Origin of the sequence: Pseudorhizobium tarimense, from assembly GCF_022968135.1 — a bacterium.
Lineage (GTDB): Bacteria > Pseudomonadota > Alphaproteobacteria > Rhizobiales > Rhizobiaceae > Neorhizobium > Neorhizobium tarimense.
Genome location: NZ_JALJRA010000001.1, coordinates 214,677 through 239,651 on the forward strand (window position 1 = coordinate 214,677; position 24,975 = coordinate 239,651).

The following is a 24,975-nucleotide window of genomic DNA, read 5'->3' on the forward strand; positions in this document are numbered from 1 at the left end:
GACTTATCTCCAATCTTGGCTGAGCGCGGCAGCGTTGGTGGCGGTGGCTTCAGCATTGCGCGCACCACCGGGGGCGAGCGCCGATGGCCGGCGGCGACCTCGGCTTCCGGTCAGGACCTTATAGACGGTGGGCAGCAGTCGATTGATCATCGCATTGGATGTGACCAGGACCGTGAACGTCACGATGAGCGCGCCGACGTAAAAGAACGGGTAAGCGTCCGCCGAACCCACGCGGTTCCAGACCATCCACAACCCGACGAGCAAGGGGTAGTGGGCGCAGAAGACCCAGAAGCTGAGGCTTCCCGTTTGCGCCAGTTTCTGCCCGAGCGCGCTCCGGATCAGCAGCGCCGAAAGCAGCCAGAACCCTAGAGCTCCCACGATCGAGAGCGTATTTTGTGCGAGCTCGAGCCAATACGGGAAGGCCGGCCCCGTCCAATATAAGCCGGCTGCCAGGACGATGGCAGCAAGGAGGACGACCACCACTCCTGCCGCGGCGTGTCGATCAAGTGCCTTCGCATCGAGCCCGTGTATCGCGACAGCGATGCCGAGAGCGAAGCTGAACAAGATCGACTTCTTCAGCACCAACCCGATCGTTACATAAGGCAGTATCGCAAGGAGAAACAGGCTACCGCAGGTAAGCCAAGGCGCCCGATGGACCAGCGCAGCAAGAATGGGGGAGAGCAGGATGCAGACGAGCAGATCCCGCAGGAAGTAGAGCGGCAGGTTGACGGGATATCCCTGCAGCGCGAAGGCATGATCGGCCATTTCCGCAGGGCCACTATTAGCCATATCGGGAAAGTAGCCGATCCCGATCTGCGCTTGCTGCATCAGCAGGACCAGCAGCAGGAGCCCGAGGTTCCACAGCAGGAACGGCAACAGCACCGTGTTGAGCTTCGACAGAACGACCGGAGCGAACTGGAAATTCGAGACGCCACGGCGAAAAAGAAGATAGCCGGAGATTGCACTCAAGCACGGGACACCGATGCGAAAGAGGCTCTCTCCAAGGAAGACCCTGAGCCAGTCGAACGCCCCGAACGTGCCGAGGAAGGGACTTGTCTCGTCGTTGAACGGCACGTGAACGAAGACGATGCCGCCAATCAACAGGATGCGCATCAAGTTGATGCGGGAGGATAGGTTCTGATCGACTGCCAAACGAGTCACCCCTATTTGGGCAGCGCCTCCCTTCGCCACCGTTTCAGTCAGAGCAGACTTTCGCCCGCGTCCGCAGAACATCAACGTCGCATTGGAGGAAAATGTGGCGGCGCAGCAAAAAGGGAAGGCCGTGTCAGACTTTTGGAGCCCGGCAAGTTTGACGTTGTTCCCGCTCCCACTGAGAACAAGGGAATGTTAGACTCCTCAAACGGACCTTGATGATCCGGATTTCTGTTCGCATTCGAATAATTTTGGGAGGGTGCATCGACCTGCGCCTACACCGGTTGCGCGCAATATGGCTCCAATCGGGCAGTTACACTGCAACAGCCGATCGCGTTTTCACGAGCTGGAGGAGTTTTCGCAGCAGCGTTCTTTCCGTCAGCAGAAGAAGAACCCCATAGACGAGGCCCCCGAGCGCCGCGCCTGCGACGAGTTCAAGGTAGGGATTGTCCAGGCGGGCCTGGAAGTGGCCCATGGCTGCGCGCACGCAAACGGCCATAACCATGGCGTTGATCATGGACCGGCTGCTCGTCACCAGGCCGCTCAGCAACGGGATATCTTCGACGCGGAACACCACCCAGGAATAACCGATGAGCGTGACGGCGTTCACGACGCAAAGGGCGATCATCGCATCTACCAGATTGCCGTACCAGGCCGCGAAGGCGATGGCTGCCGTGGTGACGATCGCCCGAATGACTGCCGACCAGAACAGAACTCTCCCGTGCCCCGTTCCCTTCAGATAAGGAATGAACGTGCTGCAGGGCGTGATGATACCTTTCGACAGGGCGAGCAGTCCAAGCACCGGCCAGGCATGAGCCCAACCCTGGCCGAAGATAGCGGTCATCGCCGGCTGGGCCACCGCCCACAGGCCGAACATGGCTGGCGCGAGCAGCACCGTCGTTACCTGCGTGCTCAACATCAGTGCGTTGGAGCGGCGCTTGCGATCGTCTCCCATCAGGCTGAAGGCTGGAAACAGCACGCCCATGACCGCCGTCAGCACGACCTGATTGGGGATGCTTGCGAAGCGGTTGGCGACCGAATAGGCGCCGGCATCCGCCAGTCCCAGCAGACGGGCAATCACGATCATCGGAGACTGGAAGGTGACAAAATTTGCGATCTCGGAACCCATGACACCGGAGCTGAACCCCAGGAGCGGCGTTAGCTTTCGGGGGCGCAGCACTGGCCTCGGCAGGTAGCGTGAGGCGGAATAAAGTCCGACGAGGCGGATCAACGCCGCGCAGAACAACTGCGTCACAAGCGCCCAGACGCCGAACCCGTGGTAGGCCATGACCACTGCGGCGATCGCGGCCACGGATTCCGAGATCGTGCTCCACATCGCGTCCTTGCTGAAGTTCATCCGCTTGGCGAGAAGCGTATAGGCGACGTCGCCCGAGAGCTGCAGGGGAATCAGCAAGGCCATGACCTGCAAGAGCGGTCCGCTTTCGGGCGCCCCCATCAGGGTTCCCAGCGGCTCTGCGCCTGCGTAAAGGAAAAAAGACATCAGGCACGCGATGGCAAGATTGGCCCAGAACACGCTGTGAACCGTGTCCTCGTCCGTGTCCTGCTGCATGATCAGAGCAGCCGTCAGTCCGGCGCCTCCGATCATCGTCAGGAACTGCACCACGGTAAGCGCAATCGCCACCACGCCGAACTCATCCGGCGACAAAAGCCTTGCCAAGATCGGTACTGTGACAAACTTCAGCCCGAATGTCGCAGTCTTTGACAGGACACTCCACCCGACGTTTGTGGTGATCGTCTTCACGCCATGAACTGGAGCCATAGAGGAGTAGGTCCGTGGTTGGAGCGTCGGCGCAAGGAGTTGTGCCAGCCGCTCGCAGGCAAGAAATCAGGCTGTAGCTTTCATTCCTTCAGGACAGCAGGGGCGAAAAGATGGCGACCTTCACAGTGATCATTCCCTTCTATCAACGAGAGGCCGGAATCCTGCGCCGTGCGCTGGACTCCATCTTCAGTCAGACGCTTCAGGATTTCGACGTGCTCGTCGTCGATGATGAATCCCCCGTTCCGGCAGAGAATGAACTGGAGCCTCTTGACGCGAATGCAAGATCAAGGATCACCGTCTTAAAGCAGGCAAATGCTGGCCCAGGCGGCGCTCGAAACACCGGTCTCGACAATGTGCCGGCATCGACCCGCTTAGTCGCCTTTCTGGATTCTGACGATCTATGGCTTCCCGATCATCTGAACAACGCGCAGGAGTTCATGACGCGCTTCGACGGCGACTGCTATTGGGATTCGATGCAGGCGAGTTCCGAATTCTACTATCACTTCGGAATGGCGGAACTGGAGGCGAAGGAAGGTGGCAAGCGCCTTTCGGATGCGCCTCTCGTCATCGAGATGCCGGATCTTGCCAGCGTGATGCTGAAGAACTGGAGCTTCCTGCACCTTTCCTGCATGGTGCTTGGGCGCGATCTCTTCGAGAAGATCCGCTTCGATGCGGCCTTGCGCCTTGCCGCCGAAGACGTCTTGTTCTTCTGCGATTGCATCATGGCCTCGAAGCGCACGCTGCTGTGCGACGAAGCGGGTGCTGTCAGGGGGCTGGGGCTGAACATCTTCCACAGCATCGACAACCAGTCTCCGCAGTTTCTGCGGCAGCAGTTCAACACCTGGGAAGCGCTTGATCGCTTGGAGCAGCGCTTTTCGCGCCGCCCCGAAGACGTCGCATCCATCACGCTTTACAAGGACCGGGCGCGCCAGCAGGCGCTGTGGAGCCAGGCGGGCCGTGTGCGCAAACGCGCCGCTCCCGATATCGGCCTGCTGGCACGGTGGGCCTGGCGCGACCCGAGACTTCTACGAACCTTGGTGGAGCTTGGCGCCGGCAAATTTCCGCGTACCAACCGGCAATCAAGCCCCTAACCTTTCGCCCCATCACGGAGAGCAGAGATGAAGCCGTATCATTGGCCATCACATCATGGAAATTTCGGCGACGACCTGAACCTGTGGCTCTGGGATGCGCTGCTGCCGGGCCTGCGGGAGGTGCGGGAGGAAACGCTGCTCGTGGGGGTCGGCACCGTCTTGAACCCGACCTTGCTTCCGAGCGGCGTCCATAAACTCGTCATCGGTAGTGGTTATGGCTATGGCGAGCCGCCGGATACGAATGACACGCGTGAATGGGACATCCGCTGCGTTCGCGGCCCGAGAACCGCGCAGCGACTGGGCCTGCCGCCCCAGATGGGGATCGTCGATCCCGCGGTGATGATCAGCGACATGGCAGAATTCCTGAACCTGCCGAAGCTTCACAAGAAGACCTTCGTGCCGCACTGGGAATCGGCGGAATTCGGCATCTGGCAGTCGGTGTGCGAACCCGCAGGCCTGACCTATCTCGATCCCCGCGGCGAGGCCAAATCGGTGATCCGCCACATCGCGCAATCCGAACTAATAATCGCGGAATCCATGCATGGCGCCATCCTTGCGGATGCCTTCCGGGTGCCGTGGGTCGCGGTGACGACCTCCTCCTCGATCAACGACTTCAAGTGGAACGACTGGGCAACGAGCGTCGGCGTCACCTACCGGCCGCGCTTCGTTCCGGTGTCCACCCGGGCCGAAGCGATCAAGAAGAGGACCCGTTTCTGGGGGCTCTCCTTTGACCGTGACACGGCGACGCCGGTCACCGCCGAACCCGCGTCCGGCGAGGTTCTTGCGCGGCCGAAGCCGTCACAAGGCGGCGTGCGCGGGGCAGCTAAGCAACTGCTGGCGGCACCTTCCATCCTGTCGCTTTGGCAGGCGAGCCGCGAGGAGCCGCAGCTGAGCAATGACCACACCCTTGCATCCCTCAAAGAGCGCTTTCACGAGGTTCTCGATGGTGTCCGCCGTGACTACTTATGAGCCAATGGCACGCCCGGCAGCAGGTATCTGAAGCCGGTTTCCGGAGCGACATCCGCCTGCGCCGGTCGGAGGCGCTGCGTCTTATCGCTGTAGATCCCTGACGCGATGGCAGGCATGGCAGCCGGATCGCGAAGGGCGAAGCGCAACGCCTCCGCCATGCCACCGCGTTTCTTGCTGTCGAGGAAGGCGCGCAGGCGGTAGCGATCGCGGATATGGCTTTCATGCCGCCTGATTGCTGCCGCGACGTCCTCGGGTAATCCCGGTGTCTTGCGAACAGCCGCATCGGCTTCACAGAGGCGCCGCAAGTCCTCGGTCCTGTGTTGCCCGCTCAAGGAGTCGGGCCTGACTACGGCGCCGTAGCCGACGTGCTCGATGACCGTATAGCGGGCGCCCTTGACCAGAGCGCGCAGGTAGAGATCATAGTCTTCGCCCAGCCGAAGGTTCTCGTTGTAGCGCAGACCGTGCTCGTCCAGGAAGCTCCGCCGCATCACCGGCTTCAGAAACCCGATCTCACCCCGCCGCAATCCGGGCTGGCTGATATTGCCCTCGATGAATTCGATCGTCGATAGCGACCGTGCCCGCGCCTGGAAGTCCTGAGGCTGATGCTGCGGATGGGAGGTTCGGGTGAAGGCGATATTGTCGGCGATCAGGTCCCAGTCACGATGCTGCAGCATCGCCTCAAAGCGCCCGGGGAAGAAGAAGTCATCTGCATCCAGGATGGCAATCAAAGGCGCAGCCGAGTTCTCGATCGCGACATTTCGTGCAGCCGCCGGCCCGCGATTGGTTTTCAGCGAGATCACCCGCAGCCGTCCGCTGCCATCGCCTGCGCTTTCGGCCACCGCCGCCGTGTCGTCGGTGGAGGCGTCGTCGACGAGGACCACTTCCGTCACGCCCGGCTGGGAGAGCGCCGAGCGTATTGCCGCCGGAAGGATCGCGGCCGCATTCCTGGCGGCGATGATCACACAGATCGCATCAGGGAAGGGTTTTGTCATGTCCGTTGTCTCTCGTGATGTCGTGCGACGCCACTAGAAGCTAGGAAGATGACCGTGATGTGGAAGACCGATGGATGGACCTCAGTGCCGAGCTGCGTCAGCAGGAATGTCATCTGCTGCATGAGCATCCACTGCCTGCTGCGGATGTGAGGGTTCTGCTGCTCCGCTTCGGTGGCGCTTCTCCTGGCGAACCAGATAGAGAATTCCTACGAAGTAGCCGACCTGCAGAAGAACAGCGCAAACGACTGTTGAAAGCAACGCTGTCAAAAGGGATCCGCTCTGCCAGAAAGCCGCGACGGCAAATACCAGCAGGACACAAATCATACTGAAGAATACGCGCGGCGCGTACATGGACTCAATCCTCCCGGACATGCAGATCGTAGGTGGTCTGTTTGCTCCTCTCCAGTCATTGAAGCATATCGAGCTTTACAGGTACACAGGTTCAGACAGCGAATATGCAGGGAAGTGATGAAACTTTCGTAAGTTTCGCCCTCTCCAACCGATCGAGCCATTGGGCGGTGGCTGGCCCTGCCTCAGGTCGGACACAATTCCGCCCGCGTGCGACACTTGCTGCTGCGCCAGGGGTTCGACGGAGATTGATATCGATCAACTTTTGTATCGCAGGTGTAGCGGCAAGCCCCACAACTGCTGCGTTGCAACAATGTATTGCACTGCACAAGTGTGAGGCAAATCCTTGCACATATTTGCCTCTAGCAAAGCACTATCATCAATAGCTAAGAATTTTTGGTGGAGCTCAACGTTGTTTGCGATGTATTGGTCGCTGAATTTAGCATATATTAATTCGTGCTCCACAATTTTACATAAATACATATACAAGTTTATTGAAAATCAACCGACTGGCCGCGGCCCGGATTCGCAGCGTATCAGTGCGTACCACAGCCTGCTGGCTGCTCACCCGGTGTATGCGAAAATTCACACTCCTACCAAACTGCGACCACAGACTTATTATCCTTTGGGCGCGCACGAACCGCCACCAGGCGACCGACACAATCGCACACTTAGATGGAGCCATTCTATGAAGTCAGCGACACGTTCGGCCGGATTGCCGTTCTTCAACGCAGGCGAGAACTCTCCCGGCGTTGCCACTGGGGGGCTCGCCAAGCGCAGCTTCGATCTAACAGCTGCCTTGGCGGCGTTGATCATCTTCAGCCCCATTTTTCTTCTGATCATGGCGCTCGTCAAATTTTCCGATGGCGGCTCGGTCTTTTACGGCCATCGCAGGGTGGGCCACCACGGGCGGTACTTCCACTGCCTCAAGTTCCGCACGATGGTGCCGAACGGGGACGAGGTGTTGCGGGCCTACCTCAATGCCAATCCCGTCGCCGCCGAGGAGTGGCGCAGGACACGCAAGCTGCGCACTGATCCGCGGGTCACAGCGGTGGGCGCTGTCCTTCGCAAGTTGAGCCTCGACGAACTGCCCCAGCTCATCAACATCATCCGTGGCGACATGAGCGTGGTGGGGCCCCGTCCCGTGGTGGACGAGGAACTGAATCTTTACGATGCCCACGCCGCCTATTACCTGAGCACCCGCCCGGGCCTGACCGGCCTCTGGCAGATCAGCGGGCGAAACGACGTCTCCTACGAGAGCAGGATCGCCTTCGACACGCATTACGTCCAGAACTGGTCGCTCGTTCAGGACGTCCTGATCATCGCGAAGACCATTCCGGCGGTCTGCCTGTCCCGCGGAAGCTACTGAGCACTCCGCGCACGATCGTATCGCAAGTGGCACGATCTCAGGCGAAGATGAATCTCATCTTCGCCTTGAGCCGCTAAAGGAACAGATAAGGAAACAAGATGCGCAACAAGACGCCCGCATCGCGCCCGAAGATGGCCGCTATCGGCCTCCTCGCCTCTGCCCTGGCATTGGCAGCGGCTGCCCCCGGCCAGGCCGAAGAGACTGCCTATCACCTGGGCGTCATGGACCAGGTCAGGATCCGGGTGGCCGAATGGCAGCCTGCAGAAGGTACGATCCGGGACTGGAGCGTCATCGGAGGCGATTACGCGGTCGGTCCGGGCGGGAGCATCTCCCTGCCGTTCATCGGCGAGCTGCCGGTTGCTGGAAAGACCACCGGCGAGGTTTCCAAGGAGATCGGTCAACGGCTTCAAAGCGAGTTCGCGCTGAGAACCGAGCCTTCGGCCTCTGTAGAGATCGCGAAGTTTCGGCCGGTCTATCTTACGGGCGATGTCACGACGCCTGGAGAATACCCTTACGTGCCGGGGATGACGGTGCTCAAGGCAGTGAGCCTCGCTGGCGGTCTACGGCGCGCAGATGCCGGCCAGCGCTTTGCCCGCGACTTCATCAACGCAAGCGGCAATGCTGCCGTCTACGGAAGCGAACGGGGGCGGTTGCTCGCCCGCCAGGCGCGGCTGCTGGCGGAAATAGAGGGCGCCGACGATATTGCGATGCCTGCATCCCTGGAGAACGTTCCGGATGCGCGGGCTCTTCTTGAGAGCGAGAAGGCGCTGATGAAGTCGCGGCGTGAGCGCTATGAGCTTCAGCTTAAGGCGCTCGCCGACCTTCGGGATCTGCTCCAGAACGAGGTGAAGTCGCTCCAGCAAAAAGCGGAAACGCAGAAGGAGCAGCTGAAGCTGGTTCAGCGAGACCGGGAACGCATCTCGCGCCTCAGCGAGCAGGGTCTGGCGACAAGCCAGCGCCGTCTGTCCATCGAAGAGCGCACCGCAGATGTGGAATCCACTTTGCTTGACATCGATACCGCCTCGCTGCGCGCCAAGCAGGACATCAGCAAGGCCAACCAGGACGAGATAAACCTGCGCAACGACTGGGAAGCGCAGCGCACGAAGGAACTCCAGGATACCGAAGCTGAACTGGAGAAGCTGGACCTGGAGCTCAACACCAGCCGCCAGTTGATGTCCGAGGCGCTTGCGCAGTCGGCGGAAGCCCTGAAATTCGACGCGACTAAAGCCACCATCAAGTACGTTGTGGTTCGCGAGGAAGGCGACGGCACGAAGGAAACAGCCGTTACCGAATCCACGCGCCTGAAGCCTGGTGACGTCGTCAAGGTTGCCTCCGAAGTGCTGATGCAGTGAGGCCGCGATGAAGATCGCCAAGGCGATGATTGTGGGTCCGCAGCGCAACCAGGCCTACGGGCTGCTTGCGCTGATGCTATCGTTCTTCGTCTTCGCCTATTCGACCCGCTTCGGGCCGATCTCCATCCTCTTGTACTACGGCTTTTGGCTTCCGTTGGTGCTGGTGGACTACAAGAGGGTGCTGGGCCGGTACAGCCGCTACGGCTGGATCTTTGCCTTCGCGATTGTCTGCTTCCTGTCGAGCTTCTGGTCGGCGGCGCCCGCTACCTCGCTTCGCGCCTCCATCCAATACCTGACGCATATCGTATGCGCGCTGATCGCCGTGCGCGTTCTTGCACCGCAGACATTGTCGCGCGGTGCCATGATAGGCTGCTTCGTGGTGCTACTCTACTCGCTGATGGCCGGGAGCTACCATTACGATCCACTCGACGGAAGCTACAGCTTCGTTGGTGCGTTCTCCTCCAAGAACCAGCTCGGTTTCTATGCGTCGCTCGGCGTTCTCTTCACCTTCACGACCTGTTTCATCTTCCCCGCGTCCGGCATCTGGCGGCTGCTTGCGGCCGGTGTGGGGCTGGTTTCCGGTTACTCGCTTTTCGCCTCCCAGTCGGCGACCTCCGTCATCACGACGCTGGCCGTCCTCTTCGTGGCGGGGGCAATGCAGATCATCGTGCGCGTGTCTCCCAGGCAGCGGCGTGTCCTCTTCATTGCCGGTCTCTTTATCGGTGTGGGCGCGGCGGCCTTTGTCCTCCAATCGGGCGCCATGAATGCCGTGCTGGGCGCCTTCGGCAAGGACACCACGCTGACGGGACGCACCTATCTATGGCAGCAGGGCATGGTGGCCGCAGGCAACGCGCCATGGCTCGGTGTCGGATACCAGGGCTACTGGGTTCCAGGCTTCCCCGACGCGGAGCGCCTTTGGGACGACTTCTTCATCGCCTCGCGCAGCGGCTTCCATTTCCACAACACCTATATCGAGACGATGGTCGAGACCGGCCTGCTCGGCACGCTTCTCCTCGTGCTCGTTCTGGTGCGGACCGCGGCGGGCCATTTCGGACGCCTGTTGCTCCTCAACCGGAGCACCGAGGCCGGCCTCCTTTTCCCGGTCATCACGCTCCTGATCATACGCTCCTTCGTGGAGATCGACGTGATGCACCCCTACCACGTGGGTTCTTTCCTGCTCTACTTCGCGGCCGGACGCCTGACGCTTGTGCAGCGGCAGCCGAGTTTGGCTCCGAACGCCATACCGGCCCGCCAGGCCCGCCCCTACGACCGGCTTCGACCAATCCCTCTCGGCTCGGGGTAACGCCCATGCACTTGACGCACCCTCGCGACATCAGCCAGACAAGAGGAACGCTCTACGGGATCCAGTATCTTCGTGCCTTTGCAGCCGCCGCCGTCGTGGTGTTCCATGCTGCGGAGCGCAACGGGCTTCACTTCAACATCGGCGCTGCGGGTGTCGACGTCTTCTTCGTCGTCAGCGGCTTCATCATGATGGTGATCAATGCGCGACGCCCGGCGGCACCGATGCAGTTCCTGCGCGATAGGTTGCTCCGCATCGCGCCGAGCTACTGGATCGTGACGACCATCATGCTGGCAGGCGCGGCCGCGGGGCTATTTCCCAACCTGCTGATCGAGCCTCTGCACGTCCTCGGCTCCTACCTCTTCCTGCCGGTTCCGTCACCAAATGGCGGCCACCTGTGGCCTGTCCTCGTGCAGGGGTGGACGCTGAACTACGAGATGTTCTTCTACCTCGTCTTCGCCGCTGCCCTCCTCGCGCCCTCAGGAAAGCAGCTGCCGTTAATGGCTGGCGTTCTCCTGCTGCTTGTGCTCGCCGGAAGTCTAACAGGGCGCGACGGCCCCCTGCTCAGTTTCTACACGCAGCCGCTGATCCTCGAATTCGCCGGTGGTGCGTGGCTGGGCACTCTCTGGCTGCGCGGGAAAACATTCGGACCGTTGCTCGGCACGTTGATGATCGTCACTGCCCTCGCCGGATTCTCCACTATCGAGCTTGGGGGCTTCGAGTTCGACGCTTGGACCTGCGGGCCTCTGGCAATGGCTTTGGTGGCGGGGGTACTGGCCCTCGAGGCGGCGAAGAGGCTACCGAACTTGCCGATGATGGCCTACGTCGGTGACGCCTCCTATTCCACCTACCTCTGGCATACGCTGGCTCTCGCCGTCGTCACCAAGGCGGGCACTCATCTGGGCCTCAGTCCATTGACAGTCGCAGCTGCCGGGGTGGTTGCTGGCGTCCTGATCGGTGTCGTGGCCTATGAGGTGGTGGAAAAGCCGATCCAGTCTCTGGTGAAGCGCCGACGCCTCGCCCCTGGTCAAGCGCTCACGCGCCCGCCAGGCCACTAGGTCTAGCTCGGCGCCGAGTCCCCTTTTGCGTTTTTCCGACAGATGCTCGACCAGCCGAAGCGCAATGGTACCGCCGTCAGTGTACAGTTTTGCATGCCCACTGGTTGCAAAGACGCATATACAGATTTCTGGCTGATGCGCCCGACGATCGGCGTGGACAACACTATCCTCGGAGCCATCAGACGGGAGGACGGCCTGGCCTCGTATCTATACCAACCACTTGGGATTGCGCCTTGGCGAGCAGCCTGAAGCTGCCGCTTCTGCACATTCCGCTATGCTGCCGAGGCGAACGCTTCGCCCACTCAAGCCGGGGCCATAGTGGGCGTACTTCCCCGAATTCGTCAGCACCGTGCGAGCATCTGGTGGGAATACCGGCTCACTTATGGAGCACCAGCAAAGATCCGGCAAGACTGTCACGCCCGCATCCTGCAGAGCAGCGAGCGTACCGTCTTCCGCAGCGCTCGCAATGACGTCATGTCCGGCCGTGATGATAACCCAGACGTCCGCGTGACGCTTCCGGCCTGCCAGCGCCGCCTTGAAGGCGCGGCATTCGGCGAGCGACGCGTGGGGACTGCCGAGAGCAACCAGTTCGACCTGCTCGGGTCCTGCGGAAAGCTGTTGCCAAGCCTCGGCCATATCCGTTCGCACAATGGTGCGCCGAGGCAGGCCCGAAGCATTGGATGACGCGGCCTCCGGAGTGATGCCTTCCATATGCAGCATAGGCGCAGCCGAAGTGGTTCCGAAAGCCGCGCAGAGCGCCTTGAGATCGTCGCGCGATGGGGTTGCAGAGGCAAGGCCACGCAGCAAGGGGATTCTGTCTGGGGAACGCTGACCCGCGAGGTAGCCGATTGTTGGCCAGAAGGCGTCATCAACCTGCGCCGGCAATTCTACATCAATGACAAGCTCCGCCCCGCGATGTTCGTCGAGATAGACGCCAGCCAGCGGGGCACGCCCTGTCAAAGCGATACATAGGTCGAGAAAGTCGGGATGTTTCGGCGTCCGCGCACCCAGCACCGAATTAGCGAAGATGACGGCGTTGGATTCCGCCCAGGCGATGGTTTCCCCAGCAGACGGTGCACTCGAGAGCAAATAGGGCGAACAGGTGTAGGTTGGCCGGCAGCCCATTTCTACATAAGCTTCCGCAAGCTTTGCCGCCGGTTCTCCGAACGCTTCGGGGACGTTCTGCGTGCGCCAGTTCGCATAGTCGACAGAGATCGCGTTCATGGTGGTCGGGACCCGAACCTGTGCTCCAGTACCTGCAATCTTCTGCGCGAAGAGAAGGTTGGCATGGCTGGCGTAGATACAGCCGTCGATATGAGCTTGTGTCACGTCGATGAGCCTCTTCGCGCCCTGCTGGGCCGCCATGGCGCAGATGATCTGCATCGCCTGTTGGACGCCCGCCCCGAATTCACCAGAGAGCTTAGCGCGGTCCTCCACCGTCAGTTCAAGTGCGCCGGTGGATGGCGGCGCCAGTGGGATGGTCCTGCCGTCGGCCTCGATATGGCTGGGGATGATCCTAGCACGGCTGCATGTGGATAGAGCCTGAAAAACATCTTCAGATACACGGACAACCGGGATCGGCCTGTCGAACATCATGGCTGCCACCAGCGCGCCCAGCGTCAACACATCCTCCGGGCCGCTGAATACCAGAGCCGCAGGGGCACGATCGTTGAGGATCAAGTCAAGCAGGACTCCGGAGCCGGTGCAGGATCCACGGCTCGACGGCATCAGGAGGACAGCGCCGGCCATACAGGCCCCGTGCAGCGGATGATGGACGTCGATGACCTTGCCATCTTCCGGGGAGACGCCGCCCCAGAAGCTCAGAGCCTCTGTCGTCGACAGGATCCGTCCCTCAGCTTCTCCCGCGACGATGCTCTGCGAACATTCCGTCCTTCTCATTTGACGACAAAGCCGTGGGCGAAGGGATCGCGGTCATCAATGAAGATCGTGTTGATGCCCGTCATGCGTGCCCAACCTGCGATGGAGGGGATTATGGCATCTCGACCTGCCACCGTCGTGGCGGCCTCAACCCGGCCCCTGAACAGGGACCCAATGATCGACTCATGGACGAATTCGTCGCCCACCTTGAGCTTCCCTTTCGCCGCCAGTTGCGCCATTCGGGCAGAAGTTCCCGTTCCACAGGGGGAGCGGTCGATTGCCTTTTCGCCATAGAAGACCGCATTGCGAGCATGCGCCTCCGGATGGACCGCCTTGCCGGTCCATTCGATATGGCTCAGGCCACGGATCTCCGGATGCTCCGGATGTACGAACTCATACTTGGCATTGAGCGCGGCCCGCAGCTTAGGGCTCCAGCCGACCAGTTCTCCAGCGGTGTGATCAGCCATGTCACGAAAGTTCTTCTGCGGCTCGACGATCGCATAGAAATTGCCGCCGTAGGCAACGTCGACGACAATTTCGCCCAACCCCTCGACTTCTGCAGTCAACCCCTCGGCATAGAGGAAGCCGGGGACGTTGGTGAGGCGCACCTCCTCCACGAAACGTCCTTCCTGGCGATATGTGATGTCCACCTTGCCGGCCGGCGCTTCGATGGAGAGCTTTCCCGGCTCGCGGGGAATGATGAGGCCATTTTCGATCCCCATGGTGATCGTACCGATCGTGCCGTGACCGCACATGGGCAGACAGCCGGACGTCTCGATGAAGAGAACCGCCACCTCGCAGTCCGAGCGCGTCGGCGGATAAAGGATCGAGCCAGACATCATGTCGTGGCCGCGCGGCTCGTACATGAGGCCCGTGCGGATCCAGTCATATTCGCGGAGAAAATGTGCCCGCTTCTCGAGCATGTTCGCTCCTTCGAGCCGCGGGCCGCCACCGGATACGAGGCGAACCGGGTTCCCGCAGGTATGCCCGTCGATGCAGGAGAAGGTATAGGAAGCCATGGTTTTAACTCTGTCAGAAGCGTTGAGGCGAGAAGGGTGATATGTCGATGGCAGGCCGCTGATCCGTCAAGAGATCAGCGACAAGCCGAGCGGTTCCGGCTGATTGCGTGAGACCGAGGTGTCCATGGCCGAAGGCATAGATAACACGGGCCTGATCGCGCGCACGCCCGATCGCCGGCAGACTGTCGGGCAATGACGGCCGGAAACCCATCCACTGCACGCCGCCTTCGGACTTCAAGCCGGGCAAGAACGCCTGTGCTTTCGTGAGCATTGCCTGCGCGCGCTTGTAGTTCGGCGGCAGATCAAGCCCGCCGAGCTCAACTGCGCCTCCGACGCGGATGCCGGTGGAGAGGCGGGTGACCACGAAGCCATGTCCGCCGAAGGTGACCTGCGTCCTGAGGTCGAGGGCATTGTGCGGCAAGGTCGTATTATAGCCGCGCTCCGTCTCCAGTGGGATGCGCTCGCCAATGGTGCGGGCGATGCGGTGTGAGAAAGCACCGGCGGCCAGCACTACGCGCGTGCAGCGGCGTTTCTCGCCTTTCATCATGACCTCGACGCCCGCCTCGTCTGGTCGCAATGCCGTGACATCCGCTTGTTCGATCCTGCCGCCCTTGCCACGGAAATGATCCGCGAGGGCGATCGTATAGAGCTTCGGATCCGCGATAGAGTACCAGCCGGGGGTGAAGGTTCCGTGGGTGAAACGAGGTGCCAGACCAGGTTGAACTTCCGCCATCCCCGCCGAATCAAGGTGGCGGAACTCGATGCCATGCCTTTCACGCGCTTCCCAACCCGGAAGCGACGCCTCGAGCTCGGGCTGGCCTTCGTAAACCTGTAGATTGCCATCCCTGCGCAGCATGTGCAGCGTCCCTGTCTGCTGCAGGAATGGCTCGAGCTCAGCCTTCGAGAGATCCATCAAGGCAGTTTGCGCATCGATCGAAGACGCAACGCGGGCCGGAGAACAGGCTCGCCAGAAGCGGTACATCCATGGCGCGATCTTCGGCGCATAAGCGGGCGGAATCGAAAGCGGTCCAAGTGGGTCGAGAAGCCAATTCGGCGCTTTTCTCATGATACCCGGCGACGCAAGCGGCAGGATGTCGGTGAAGGCGAAGGCACCTGCATTTCCGGCCGACGCGCCCGCCGCTGGCCCTTCTCGGTCAAGCACCGTCACTGAGAGACCCCTCGCCTGCGCAGCGATCGCGGCGGAGAGACCGATCACACCTGCCCCGATGACGATCACGTCCGGCTGTATCATCAGCGGACGCTCCCGAGAAACTCCTGCGTTTCCGGCTTCCGAGGTGAGCCGAATATCTCATCAGGCGCACCGATCTCCGCCATCACGCCCTGGTGGAAAAACGCAACACGGTCGGAAACATCACGCGCGAAGGCCATTTCATGGGTGACGCAAATCATCGTCATCCCTTCCTCCGCAAGCATCTTGAGGGTGTCCAGCACCTCTCCAACCAGCATGGGGTCGAGAGCCGAGGTGACCTCGTCGAACAGCATGTATTCCGGAGACATGGCAAGTGCACGAGCGATTGCCATGCGCTGCTGCTGGCCGCCCGACATTCTGTTCGGATAGACCGACAGCTTCTCATGCAGACCCACATGAGTGAGTTGCTTCACCGCGATCTCCTCAGCCTTGTCCCTCGAAAGGCCGAGAACCTTACGTGGCGCCAGCATCACGTTCTCCAGCACGGTCAGGTGAGGAAAAGCATTCCACTGCTGGAAGACGATCCCCACCCTCTGGCGCAGCTTGTTGAGGTCCGTCGTCTTCGCATGAACCTCGGTGCCATCGATCCGGATCCGGCCCGCGTTGATGGGCTCAAGACCGTTGATGCAAGTCAGCAGCGTAGATTTTCCCGAGCCCGATCCGCCGATAATTGTGACCACCTCACCCTTCTCGACGTTCAGGTTGATTCCCTTGAGGACCTCCAAATTGCCGAAGGATTTATGGGCATTCTCAATCTCAATCATGGGGAGACCACCGTCTTTCGAGATAACCGCCGAGCCGGGCAATGGGGAAGCTGATGATAAAGTATATGGCGCCGCAGATCAGAAGGATGAACAGCGGCTCCTGCAGGCGGGTGACCAGGATCTGCGATGCGCGCAGCAACTCGATCAGGCCGAGCCACAGCACAAGCGCCGAGTCCTTCATGACGCCCAGCGTCAGTCCGATCCAAGCCGGGAGCGAGACACGCGTTGCCAGCGGCGCAACGATGTAGCGCATGTCCTGTCCCCAGGTCATGCCCAAAGAGCGGCCGGCGCGGCGGGTCGTTACGGGCACGGAGGCGATGCCGCCTCTGACGATCTCGGTGCAGTAGGCTGCAGTGTAGAGCGAGAGAACCACGCAGGACGTCGTGAACGGCGGCCAACCAAGCTTTGCAATCGACTGCAGAGCGTTTCCAAGCACCAACTGGATTAGGAGCGGCACGGACCGGAAAATGTCTAAGAAGAACATCAGCGGCATCGACCAGATCGGTCCGGCCTGGAAGCGGATCACACCAAAGATGATCCCCATGATCGTCCCGGCGGCAACCGATACCGCAGTCACGGCGAGGGTCATGGCCGCACCTTGGCCGAGGAAGAGAAGGTCGTTCCATGTGAGGGCGGTATCGAGCATGCCGTACCCTCCTAGTAGCGGAACATGCGCCAGGCTAAGGCCCTGGCGGCCAAGGTCACGGCCTTGGCGATGAAGTAATAGATCACTGCAGCGATGGCGAAGAATTCGAAGGTGCGAAACGAGCGCGCGTTAAGTTCCTGTGTAACACCAGCGAGATCCGTGTTCATCCCGACCGTCACGCCGAGTGACGTCATCAGGATCGCCCATACCATCTGGTTCGTCGCCGGCAGATAGGCGACGCGCAGCATCTGCGGCAGCACGATGAACCGGAAGGCCTGCAGCGAGTTCATGCCGAGAGATCGGCCTGCACGCGTCTGCGTCTCGGGGATTGCCTTCAGCGCACCGCGAAAGTTCTCCGCTAGATAACCCGCATTGTTGAAGGCGATGCCTGCCAGTAGGGCTGCATAGGGACTGAGGTGAATGCCAAAATTGCCCAGCCCGAAATGGGCCATGTAGATCTGAAACAAAGCGGGCGTGTTGCGTGCAACCTCAACCCAGACTGCCGCGATTCCCGACAGAATCCGGCTGCCGGACAGGCGAAAACCCGTCAGCGCAATTGCGCAGGCCAGACCAATGACCATCGACAGTACGGCAACCTGGAGAGTGACGAGGGCGCCGTCGAGCATCTGAGGCAGTGCCCTGAGCGCCTGATTCCAGTGGAAAGTGTAGTTGAACATCCCCGCCTCGCTTCTTTAAAGGGAGCAGCGGCGCCCGCTACTCGCCAGCGCCGCCTCGGAAACGGGTCAATTAGCGATAGACGCCGCCGACAGTGAGATCCGGCGCCTCGCCGCCTACCCACTTTTCATAGAGCTCCGCGTAACGTCCCGTCCGGACCTGCTGGTTGATGAACAGGTTGAGGTAGTTAATGAGGCCGTACTCCTCGCGATTGGTGAAAAGGGCGACATAATCAGTATCGAAGGGCGCCTTGCCAACAACCGAAAGTCCGGTGAAGTTGCCCGACTTCACGTTCGCCTGGGCGACGGTCGAGGTGGAAACCGTCGCGTCAATCTGCCCCTGGCTCAGAGCCAGGAATACATCGGCCTGCGTCTGATAAGGGCGGAACTCGCCTTCGCCCCAAGCTTTGACCTGCTCCTCAAGAGCGATTGCCTCATACGTACCAGCCGTTGCGCCGACCACCTTGCCCTTCATGTCCTCGAAAGACTTCACACCGGACTTGTCATTCGCGGTGACCGCCATTTCGAATGCGAAGTACGGGATCGTCATTCCAACCGTCTTGGCGCGTTCCAGAGTGTCGGAGGTCGAGGCCACACCGACATCCACGCGGCCGGACATCAGGGCCGGGATGCGCTCTGGAAAGGGCGTCTCGACGATCTCGGCAGTCACTCCGAGCGCCTTTGCCAGATCGTTGCAATAATCAACGTCAAAGCCAACAGGCTGGTTGTCCGCGTCACGCGATCCCATGGGAGGGAAGTCAAGGACGACTGCACAGCGCAGGGTGCCCGATCCGATGATGTCATCCAGTTTGTCAGCGTGTGCAGCGCCGCCGAGTGCGGTGGCAGCCATGAGGCCGAAAACCAGAACCGAAACCTTATTCATTGATCTCTCCCAATCATGCGATCTTCGCCTGCGCAGGACCGCCCCGCGCGGAGCCACGAAAATCGCCATTAAGGATACAATAAAAATACAACAAGTATATAGTAAATGAAAAAAAGTTCAGAGCCGAAGGTCGCCTCGCCCTCATTGACTGGTACCGTCTGCCTTTAGGCTGCCCCTTCAGTGGCAGGTTTTGGTGGCTTAGGGCGCGGGTAGCGCCAGCATGACATATTGCCCTCATGTGCCGTCCGGGAGCTCGTTGAAGCCGAACTCCCCTAACGATGGGGATCACCGACTTCTTCCAATGAGAAAGCCATCGGCAGGGAGGCAGCCTCAGATTTGCGCTTGCCGAAATGGTGTATACTATATGTATCCAGAACCAACTGCCTACCGCATCTCGGTCGGCCCAGCTTTGAGAGACAAAAGATGACAGAGACGTTCACCCTGACGATTGCAGCGCTCCATGAACGAGTCGACGCCATCTTCTTGAAGGCAGGCCTCAACGCCTTGCAGGCGAGTGCTCTTGCTCGGGTCATCGTCGCGGGTGAGAGAGATGCGTGCAAATCGCACGGCATCTATCGCATCGAAGGTGCCCTGCGCACGGTCAAGGCGGGAAAGGTGAAACCCGATGCCATCCCTTCGCTCGATCTGAACGAAGGTTCGGCCATCGTCAAAGTCAATGCCGGAGGGGGATTTGCCAATCCTGCCTTCGAAGTGGGCGTTCCCGCACTTGCCGCGCGCGCACGCCAATTTGGATTGGCTGCTCTCGTCATCAATGACTGTACCCACTTCTCAGCACTCTGGCCGGAAGTGGAAGCCGTCACCGAGGAAGGGCTTGCGGCTCTCGTCATGTGCCCCAGTTACGCGACGGTCGCCCCTACCGGCGGCACGAAGCCGCTGCTCGGCACAAATCCCTTCGCCTTCGGCTGGCCTCGCAAAGGGAGCACCCCCTATGTCTTCGACTTCGCCACATCCGTGGCTGCTCGCGGCGAGGTAGAATTGCACCGGCGTGCGGGCAAGCAGTTACCCGAAGGCTGGGCAATCGACGTAGATGGCGAACTGACAACCGATCCGGAAGCGGCATTGGCCGGCGCCATGCTTCCCTTCGGCGGCCACAAGGGATCGGCAATTGGCACAATGATCGAACTTCTTGCCGGCATCATGATCGGAGACCTCACCAGCCCCGAGGTCCTCGACTACCTGGGAACGACGACGCTTGCCCCTATGCATGGTGAACTCATAATCGCGCTTTCTCCCGAGGCATTTTCTGCCGGACGCCGCGGTGATCCCTTCGCTCGCGCCGAAGCTCTCTTCGGAAGCATCATCGGTCAGGGAGCTCGCCTTCCCTCAATGCGTCGCTTCCTCGCACGAGAAAAATCGGAGGCGCAAGGCATTGCGTTGACGACTGCGGAAATGGAACAGCTCGACCGCCTGTTGGAGAAAGGCCTGGACGCGGTCGCGTGACGCCGGAGAGGAGCTCTGGGGATCACCCGTCACTGGCTCACGCTTGACCAAAAAGGCCCTCCTTGTAGGGGGCCTTTTCTTGTATGACATGCAGTTTAAGCCTTGTATGTCTGCACTGCGCCCGGCAGCTTGCTCCACTCCGCATACCATGTATCGAAGAGCTTCAGCTGGGTTTCGACATAGCCTCGTTGGCTTTCGGACAGTTCGTCCGTCTCGTTGAAGTGCAGCGAGTATTCCTTGTCGCCCTTCAGAACCATCATGTGCTTGAAGTAAAGGACCAGATCGGGACCCTCGTCGAACGACGACAGCACCGCAAGGGCCGACTCAAGTTCAAGGGCGCGCTGACGGGCATCGACGTCGCCTTTCGCGGCGGCCTGAGCGAGCTTGCACATATGCAGCACTTCCTTTGGCAAGACGCAGCCGATCCCGGTAATGGCACCGGTCGCGCCACAGTTCACGAAGCCGTGGAAAACGCAGGTATCGACCCCGATCATCAGCGAGACGTCATCGTCGCGACTGGTAATGTTCTCCGCGGCATAGCGCATGTCGGCAGCGCCACCGAACTCCTTGAAGCCGACCAAGTTCGGGTGCTCGGCCCGCAAGGCGAAAAAGAGATCGGCGCGCGTTGCAAAGCCATAGTAGGGGCTGTTGTAGATCACGGCCGGCAGATCCGGCGCAGCGGAAAGAATTGCCTTGAAGTGGTGCTTCTGAGCCACCACGACAGAACCACGGGAGAGCACACGCGGTATTACCATCAAACCCTGCGCCCCGACCTTCTGCGCGTGAGCGGCATGCGCGACGGCTGACGCCGTGTTTACTGCACCGGTCCCGACGATGACCGGAACCCCGGCCTTCACCAGACGCTCAACCCCCTCCATGCGCTGCTCATCGGTCAGCAGTGGCCAGTCGCCCATAGAGCCACAGTATACGACAGCTGACATCCCTTTGCCGATCAACTCCTTGCCCTTGCGGACCAGTGCGTCGAAATCCGGCCTGCGATCATCCTTGCACGGGGTCATCAAGGCGGGGATGGCACCAGAAAAAATCTTGGCCTTCACATCAGTCTCCTTCAACCATTCTGTTTGGCAGTCACCCGGCCAGGATGCTCCAAGCCCGCCGCCAGCTGACGTCATTAACATTTTGCATTTTGTTTGTCGACAACATGAATGCAAACCTTAAAGAGAGATATCTAGCCCGCCGTTCGGATTGAACAGCTTCTGCACCTGAGCGACGATCTGCTCAGCATGAGCCTTGCCGAGGCGGTCCGCCTTCTCCACATCGCGTGCTTTGATTGCAGCAATGATCTCCGCGTGTTCCTCCACGAAACGCTGCGGGAACTGCTCCTCGTAGGACCGGTAATAGAGACGAAGGATGCGGCGCCCCTCGTCAAGCAGCCTGCGGAAGAGGCTCGTGAAGTAGGGGTTGCGCCCGGCTTCGGCGATGGCTGCATGGAAGGCCGCATTCGTTGCAATCATCGCCAGCGCGTCCCGCGCCTCCACCGCCGCCGCATAATCCTGGTGAAAGCCTTGGATGACGGACAGGTCTTCCGGCCGATAATTCTGGGCCGCAAGCCGCGTCGTGACTCGGTACATTAGCACCAAGGCATCGAAAAAGGTGCTGAGATTGAGGAAGTCGATGTTCGACACCATGGTGGAACGGTTCGGCAGCGTTTCGATGAGCCCTTCCCCGGCAAGCCGCACCAAAGCCTCGCGGATCGGCGTCCGCGACATCTTGAACCGTTCCGCCAGTTGCACCTCATCAACGGGGCTGCCGGGGGCGAGCTCGAGGTCGAGAATCTGGTTGCGGAGAAGGTCGTATACCATTTTGACGCCAGACCCGCGCTTGCGTTCGGGCACCGATAGGGAAGCAGTTTCGGCCATTGAATATCCTCTTGTCGACAGTTAAAATACAATTCTGCAGCTGATCAATCAATCAATTAAACTGATTCAATCTGCTGTCGCCAAGTGCTGGTGACTGGTTCTCATGGACGCCTTGAGTGAAGCAGTACCGTCACAGGACAAACGGGAGAGAACATATGCGTAGCAGCAAGGTCATCCATATCGTCTCATGTCACGCTGAAGGCGAAGTGGGAGATGTGATTGTGGGCGGGGTGGCGCCGCCACCTGGGCGGACGCTGTGGGAGCAACGCAAGTTCATTGCCGAAGACAAGACGCTACGAAACTTCGTGCTAAACGAGCCGCGCGGGGGCGTCTTCCGCCATATCAACTTGCTCGTGCCGCCGAAGGATCCGCGGGCGACCATGGGCTTCATCATCATGGAGCCGGAGGACACCCCTCCCATGTCGGGATCCAATTCCATCTGTGTTTCCACTGTTTTGCTCGACAGCGGCATCGTCCCCATGGTCGAGCCGGAAACGCGCATGGCACTTGAAGCACCGGGCGGATTGGTCGATGTCGTCGCATCCTGCCGCGATGGGAAGGCTGAGCGTATCACCGTCACGAACGTGCCGTCGTTCGCCGACAACTTGGATGCGAAGCTCGAAGTGGAAGGACTCGGCACGCTCACCGTCGACACCGCCTACGGCGGCGACAGCTTCGTCTTCGCCGACGCCCACGCACTAGGTTTTGCTGTCACTCCAGACGAAGCACGCGAACTTGCTGAGACTGGCATCCGGATAACCAATGCGGCAAATGAGCAACTGGGTTTCACCCATCCGGACAACCCGGAATGGAACCACATATCCTTCTGCCAACTGACGCTGCCGGTCGAGGAGCGAGGCGGGACACTGCACGGTCGCAATACAGTCGTGATCCAGCCTGCCAAACTTGACCGCTCGCCAACGGGGACCGGTTGTTCGGCGCGCATGGCCTTGCTTCACGCTCGCGGTCAGATCAATGTGGGGCAGCGCTTCTGCGGCTATTCCATCATCAATTCACGTTTCGATTGCCGCATCGTCAGGCAAACCACTGTCGGAGGTCGCCCTGCAATCGTACCAGAAATCTCGGGCCGCGCTTGGATCACCGGTACGCATCAGGTGATGCTCGATCCTGAAGACCCTTGGCCGGCCGGCTACCGCCTCGCCGACACATGGCCCGGCACCCGCCACTCGTGAATCTGCATCTGGAAGTGCTCTTCAAACAATTCAGCGGCTGTCTAGACCCGCTGATCCAGCGTCAATGGACGAGCTGGACCGGTAGCTGGCGGCACCCGTTTCTGCGGGTGCATTCATGCACCTGTCGGCAGGCCGGAAGCGAGAATGTCAGGCCCGAAACTTCACAAAGCCGACAGGTGAACCGCGGTGACTGGACGAAGGCCTTGACGGGGCCTTCGCATCAGTCCGTCGCCTTCGCCAAACGATAGAAGGCGCTGTTCTGGTTTGACACGAGCATCTCGTGCGATCCGTTTTCGACGATCCTCCCGCCGTCCACAACGAAGATACGGTTCGCTTTCGTGATGGTTGTGAGCCTATGTGCGATGACGAGGGTGGCGCGGCCTTCCGACAGTTCCGCCAGTGACGCCTGGATTGCCCGCTCCGTTTCCGTATCGAGGGCCGAAGTTGCCTCGTCCAGGATCAGGATGGGAGGGTTCTTCAGAAAGATTCTTGCGATGGCCAGCCGCTGCTTCTGACCGCCGGATAGCTTGACGCCCCTTTCGCCGATGACCGTGTCATAGCCATCCGGGAGGTCCGCGATCATGGTATCCAAGCGCGCCCGCCGTGCCGCATGTCGCACCTCGTCGTCGGAGGCCTCCAGCCTGCCATAGAGAATGTTGTCGCGGATCGTTCCGGCAAACAGGAAGACGTCCTGCTGAACGATGCCGATGTTTGCACGCAGCGATCTCAGCGTAACGGCGCGGATGTCCGTCCCGTCGATGCTGATTGTCCCCTCGCTTGGCTCGTAGAAGCGCGGCAGGAGGGAGCAGATCGTCGTCTTACCCGCGCCGGACGGTCCCACGAACGCCACCGTCTCGCCCGGCTCGATGTGGAAATCAATATAGTCCAGAACCCTGCGTCCGTTCCGGTAGCCGAAGCTCACCTGCGCATAACGGATCTCCCCACGTGGGCGCACGAGCTCGATGGCGCCAGGACAGTCCGCGATATCAGGCTCGGTGGCAAGAAACTGCGTGTAGCGCTGGAAGCCGGCGATTCCCTTCGGATAGGTTTCTATCACCGCATTGATCTTCTCGATCGGCCGGAAGAACACGTTGACCAGCAGCAGAAAACCAACGAAGCCGCCGGCCGACAGGCTACCGGTGATAACGAACCATGCGCCCGCCAGCATCACCACGACCTGAACGAAGCGCATGGAGAGGTAACTCAGCGACGTTGCCGCCGCCATCACCTTGTAGGCCTGTAGCTTGGTGGTTCGATAGTTGCAGTTGTCTTCGGCGAAGAGCTTGCGCTCGTGATCCTCGTTGGCGAACGCCTGCACGACCCGGATGCCGCCCACGTTGGCTTCGATGCGCGTGTTGAAGTCAGCTACGCGGCCATAGAGCGCGTGCCAGGTATTGGTCATCCGCTGGCCGTAGAAGGTCGTGACGATTGCCGTCAGCGGCACGATGATCGTAGTGATTGTCGCGAGCGGCATATGCACCCACATCATCAGCGCGAACGCCCCGATGAGCGTCATCACGGCCAAAAACAGATCTTCGGGACCGTGGTGGGCAACCTCACCGATCTCCTCGAGATCCTTGGTCAGCCTTGCGACGAGATTTCCGGTCTTTTCGTTGTCGAAGTAGCCGAAGGAAAGCTTCTGCAGGTGGTCAAACGCCTTGCGGCGCATCTCGGTCTCGATGTTGATGCCAAGCATGTGGCCCCAGTAGACCACGACGATCTGAAGACCAGCGCTCAAGAGGTAGACGGCGAGAAGACAGAGCGCTGCCAGCGCGATGAGATCCAACCGTTGGGTCGGCAGCAGGCGATCAATGAAGAGCGTCACTGCCATGGGGAAGGCAAGCTCGAGCAGGCCTGCCGCGACGGCGCAGGAAAAATCCATCAGGAAGAGCTTCCGGTGGGGCCCGTAATAGGCGGCGAAGCGGCGAATGAGATCGTTCATGCGTTTGCCTTCGT

Annotated in this window: 22 protein-coding genes; 8 read left to right on the plus strand and 14 right to left on the minus strand. The window is 60.4% G+C overall.

Annotation, left to right across the window (positions count from 1 at the left end; genetic code table 11):
- Positions 1–3 precede the first annotated feature (3 nt).
- Both MUU54_RS01125 and MUU54_RS01130 read right to left on the minus strand, forming a co-directional pair.
- Positions 4–1,152, minus strand: coding sequence for an acyltransferase family protein (locus MUU54_RS01125; protein WP_281433162.1), 1,149 nt, complete (start codon positions 1,150–1,152; stop codon positions 4–6).
- 313 nt (positions 1,153–1,465) lie between these two features.
- Positions 1,466–2,932: a lipopolysaccharide biosynthesis protein gene (locus tag MUU54_RS01130; RefSeq protein ID WP_247242172.1), complete on the minus strand. Its 1,467-nt coding sequence runs from the start codon at positions 2,930–2,932 to the stop codon at positions 1,466–1,468.
- Positions 2,933–3,042: 110 nt separating this feature from the next.
- Here MUU54_RS01130 and MUU54_RS01135 point away from each other — a divergent pair, with 110 nt between their 5' ends.
- Together MUU54_RS01135 and MUU54_RS01140 are read left to right on the plus strand one after the other, a co-directional pair.
- Positions 3,043–4,023, plus strand: coding sequence for a glycosyltransferase family A protein (locus MUU54_RS01135; protein ID WP_247242173.1), 981 nt, complete (start codon positions 3,043–3,045; stop codon positions 4,021–4,023).
- Between the two features lie 27 nt (positions 4,024–4,050).
- Positions 4,051–4,992, plus strand: coding sequence for a polysaccharide pyruvyl transferase family protein (locus tag MUU54_RS01140; RefSeq protein ID WP_247242174.1), 942 nt, complete (start codon positions 4,051–4,053; stop codon positions 4,990–4,992).
- Here the strand turns inward: MUU54_RS01140 and MUU54_RS01145 are convergent.
- Both MUU54_RS01145 and MUU54_RS01150 read right to left on the minus strand, forming a co-directional pair.
- Positions 4,983–5,984, minus strand: a complete 1,002-nt coding sequence (locus MUU54_RS01145) for a glycosyltransferase family 2 protein (protein WP_247242175.1) — start codon at positions 5,982–5,984, stop codon at positions 4,983–4,985. The genes MUU54_RS01140 and MUU54_RS01145 overlap by 10 nt on opposite strands.
- A gap of 81 nt (positions 5,985–6,065) precedes the next feature.
- A complete protein-coding gene (locus tag MUU54_RS01150) occupies positions 6,066–6,335 on the minus strand; it encodes an exopolysaccharide production repressor protein (protein ID WP_247242176.1) in 270 nt (89 codons plus the stop codon).
- Between the two features lie 685 nt (positions 6,336–7,020).
- Between MUU54_RS01150 and MUU54_RS01155 the strand changes: the two genes are divergently transcribed.
- From MUU54_RS01155 to MUU54_RS01170, 4 genes are all read left to right on the plus strand, one after another.
- Positions 7,021–7,701, plus strand: coding sequence for a sugar transferase (locus tag MUU54_RS01155; RefSeq protein WP_247242177.1), 681 nt, complete (start codon positions 7,021–7,023; stop codon positions 7,699–7,701).
- Between the two features lie 98 nt (positions 7,702–7,799).
- Entirely contained in the window at positions 7,800–9,053 is a 1,254-nt protein-coding gene (locus MUU54_RS01160) for a polysaccharide biosynthesis/export family protein (protein WP_247242178.1), read from the plus strand.
- 7 nt (positions 9,054–9,060) lie between these two features.
- The gene (locus tag MUU54_RS01165) at positions 9,061–10,356 is read left to right on the plus strand and encodes an O-antigen ligase family protein (protein WP_247242179.1); all 1,296 of its coding nucleotides are present in this window, start codon (positions 9,061–9,063) and stop codon (positions 10,354–10,356) included.
- Positions 10,357–10,361: 5 nt separating this feature from the next.
- On the plus strand, positions 10,362–11,411 hold the full coding sequence (locus MUU54_RS01170) for an acyltransferase family protein (protein ID WP_247242180.1): 1,050 nt from the start codon (positions 10,362–10,364) through the stop codon (positions 11,409–11,411).
- Positions 11,412–11,618: 207 nt separating this feature from the next.
- Here MUU54_RS01170 and lhpI read toward each other — a convergent pair whose 3' ends face one another.
- The 7 genes from lhpI to MUU54_RS01205 form a co-directional block, all read right to left on the minus strand.
- Positions 11,619–13,310 carry a cis-3-hydroxy-L-proline dehydratase gene (lhpI, locus tag MUU54_RS01175; protein WP_247242181.1) on the minus strand — a complete coding sequence of 564 codons (1,692 nt, stop codon included), beginning with the start codon at positions 13,308–13,310 and terminating at the stop codon, positions 11,619–11,621.
- Positions 13,307–14,308, minus strand: a complete 1,002-nt coding sequence (locus MUU54_RS01180) for a 4-hydroxyproline epimerase (RefSeq protein ID WP_247242182.1) — start codon at positions 14,306–14,308, stop codon at positions 13,307–13,309. The genes lhpI and MUU54_RS01180 overlap by 4 nt, the downstream gene beginning before the upstream one ends.
- 13 nt (positions 14,309–14,321) lie before the next feature.
- Complete coding sequence (locus MUU54_RS01185; protein WP_247242183.1) at positions 14,322–15,560, minus strand: NAD(P)/FAD-dependent oxidoreductase; 1,239 nt, start codon at positions 15,558–15,560, stop codon at positions 14,322–14,324.
- Positions 15,560–16,282, minus strand: a complete 723-nt coding sequence (locus tag MUU54_RS01190; protein ID WP_247242184.1) for an amino acid ABC transporter ATP-binding protein — start codon at positions 16,280–16,282, stop codon at positions 15,560–15,562. The genes MUU54_RS01185 and MUU54_RS01190 overlap by 1 nt, the downstream gene beginning before the upstream one ends.
- Positions 16,275–16,928 carry an amino acid ABC transporter permease gene (locus MUU54_RS01195; protein ID WP_247242185.1) on the minus strand — a complete coding sequence of 218 codons (654 nt, stop codon included), beginning with the start codon at positions 16,926–16,928 and terminating at the stop codon, positions 16,275–16,277. The genes MUU54_RS01190 and MUU54_RS01195 overlap by 8 nt, the downstream gene beginning before the upstream one ends.
- Before the next feature lie 11 nt (positions 16,929–16,939).
- A complete protein-coding gene (locus tag MUU54_RS01200) occupies positions 16,940–17,605 on the minus strand; it encodes an amino acid ABC transporter permease (protein WP_247242186.1) in 666 nt (221 codons plus the stop codon).
- Between the two features lie 70 nt (positions 17,606–17,675).
- A complete protein-coding gene (locus tag MUU54_RS01205; protein ID WP_247242187.1) occupies positions 17,676–18,485 on the minus strand; it encodes an ABC transporter substrate-binding protein in 810 nt (269 codons plus the stop codon).
- A gap of 423 nt (positions 18,486–18,908) precedes the next feature.
- Between MUU54_RS01205 and MUU54_RS01210 the strand changes: the two genes are divergently transcribed.
- The gene (locus MUU54_RS01210; RefSeq protein ID WP_247242188.1) at positions 18,909–19,946 is read left to right on the plus strand and encodes an Ldh family oxidoreductase; all 1,038 of its coding nucleotides are present in this window, start codon (positions 18,909–18,911) and stop codon (positions 19,944–19,946) included.
- A 95-nt stretch (positions 19,947–20,041) separates the two neighbouring features.
- Here MUU54_RS01210 and MUU54_RS01215 read toward each other — a convergent pair whose 3' ends face one another.
- Positions 20,042–21,004, minus strand: coding sequence for a dihydrodipicolinate synthase family protein (locus tag MUU54_RS01215; RefSeq protein ID WP_247242189.1), 963 nt, complete (start codon positions 21,002–21,004; stop codon positions 20,042–20,044).
- Positions 21,005–21,121: 117 nt separating this feature from the next.
- Positions 21,122–21,826 (minus strand): GntR family transcriptional regulator, encoded by a 705-nt coding sequence (locus tag MUU54_RS01220; RefSeq protein ID WP_247242190.1) that lies wholly within the window; start codon positions 21,824–21,826, stop codon positions 21,122–21,124.
- 155 nt (positions 21,827–21,981) lie between these two features.
- On the opposite strand from MUU54_RS01220, the gene MUU54_RS01225 reads away from it, so the two are divergent.
- A complete protein-coding gene (locus MUU54_RS01225) occupies positions 21,982–23,019 on the plus strand; it encodes a trans-3-hydroxy-L-proline dehydratase (protein ID WP_247242191.1) in 1,038 nt (345 codons plus the stop codon).
- Between the two features lie 220 nt (positions 23,020–23,239).
- Here the strand turns inward: MUU54_RS01225 and MUU54_RS01230 are convergent, their stop codons facing one another.
- Entirely contained in the window at positions 23,240–24,961 is a 1,722-nt protein-coding gene (locus tag MUU54_RS01230; protein ID WP_247242192.1) for an ABC transporter ATP-binding protein, read from the minus strand.
- Positions 24,962–24,975 lie beyond the last annotated feature (14 nt).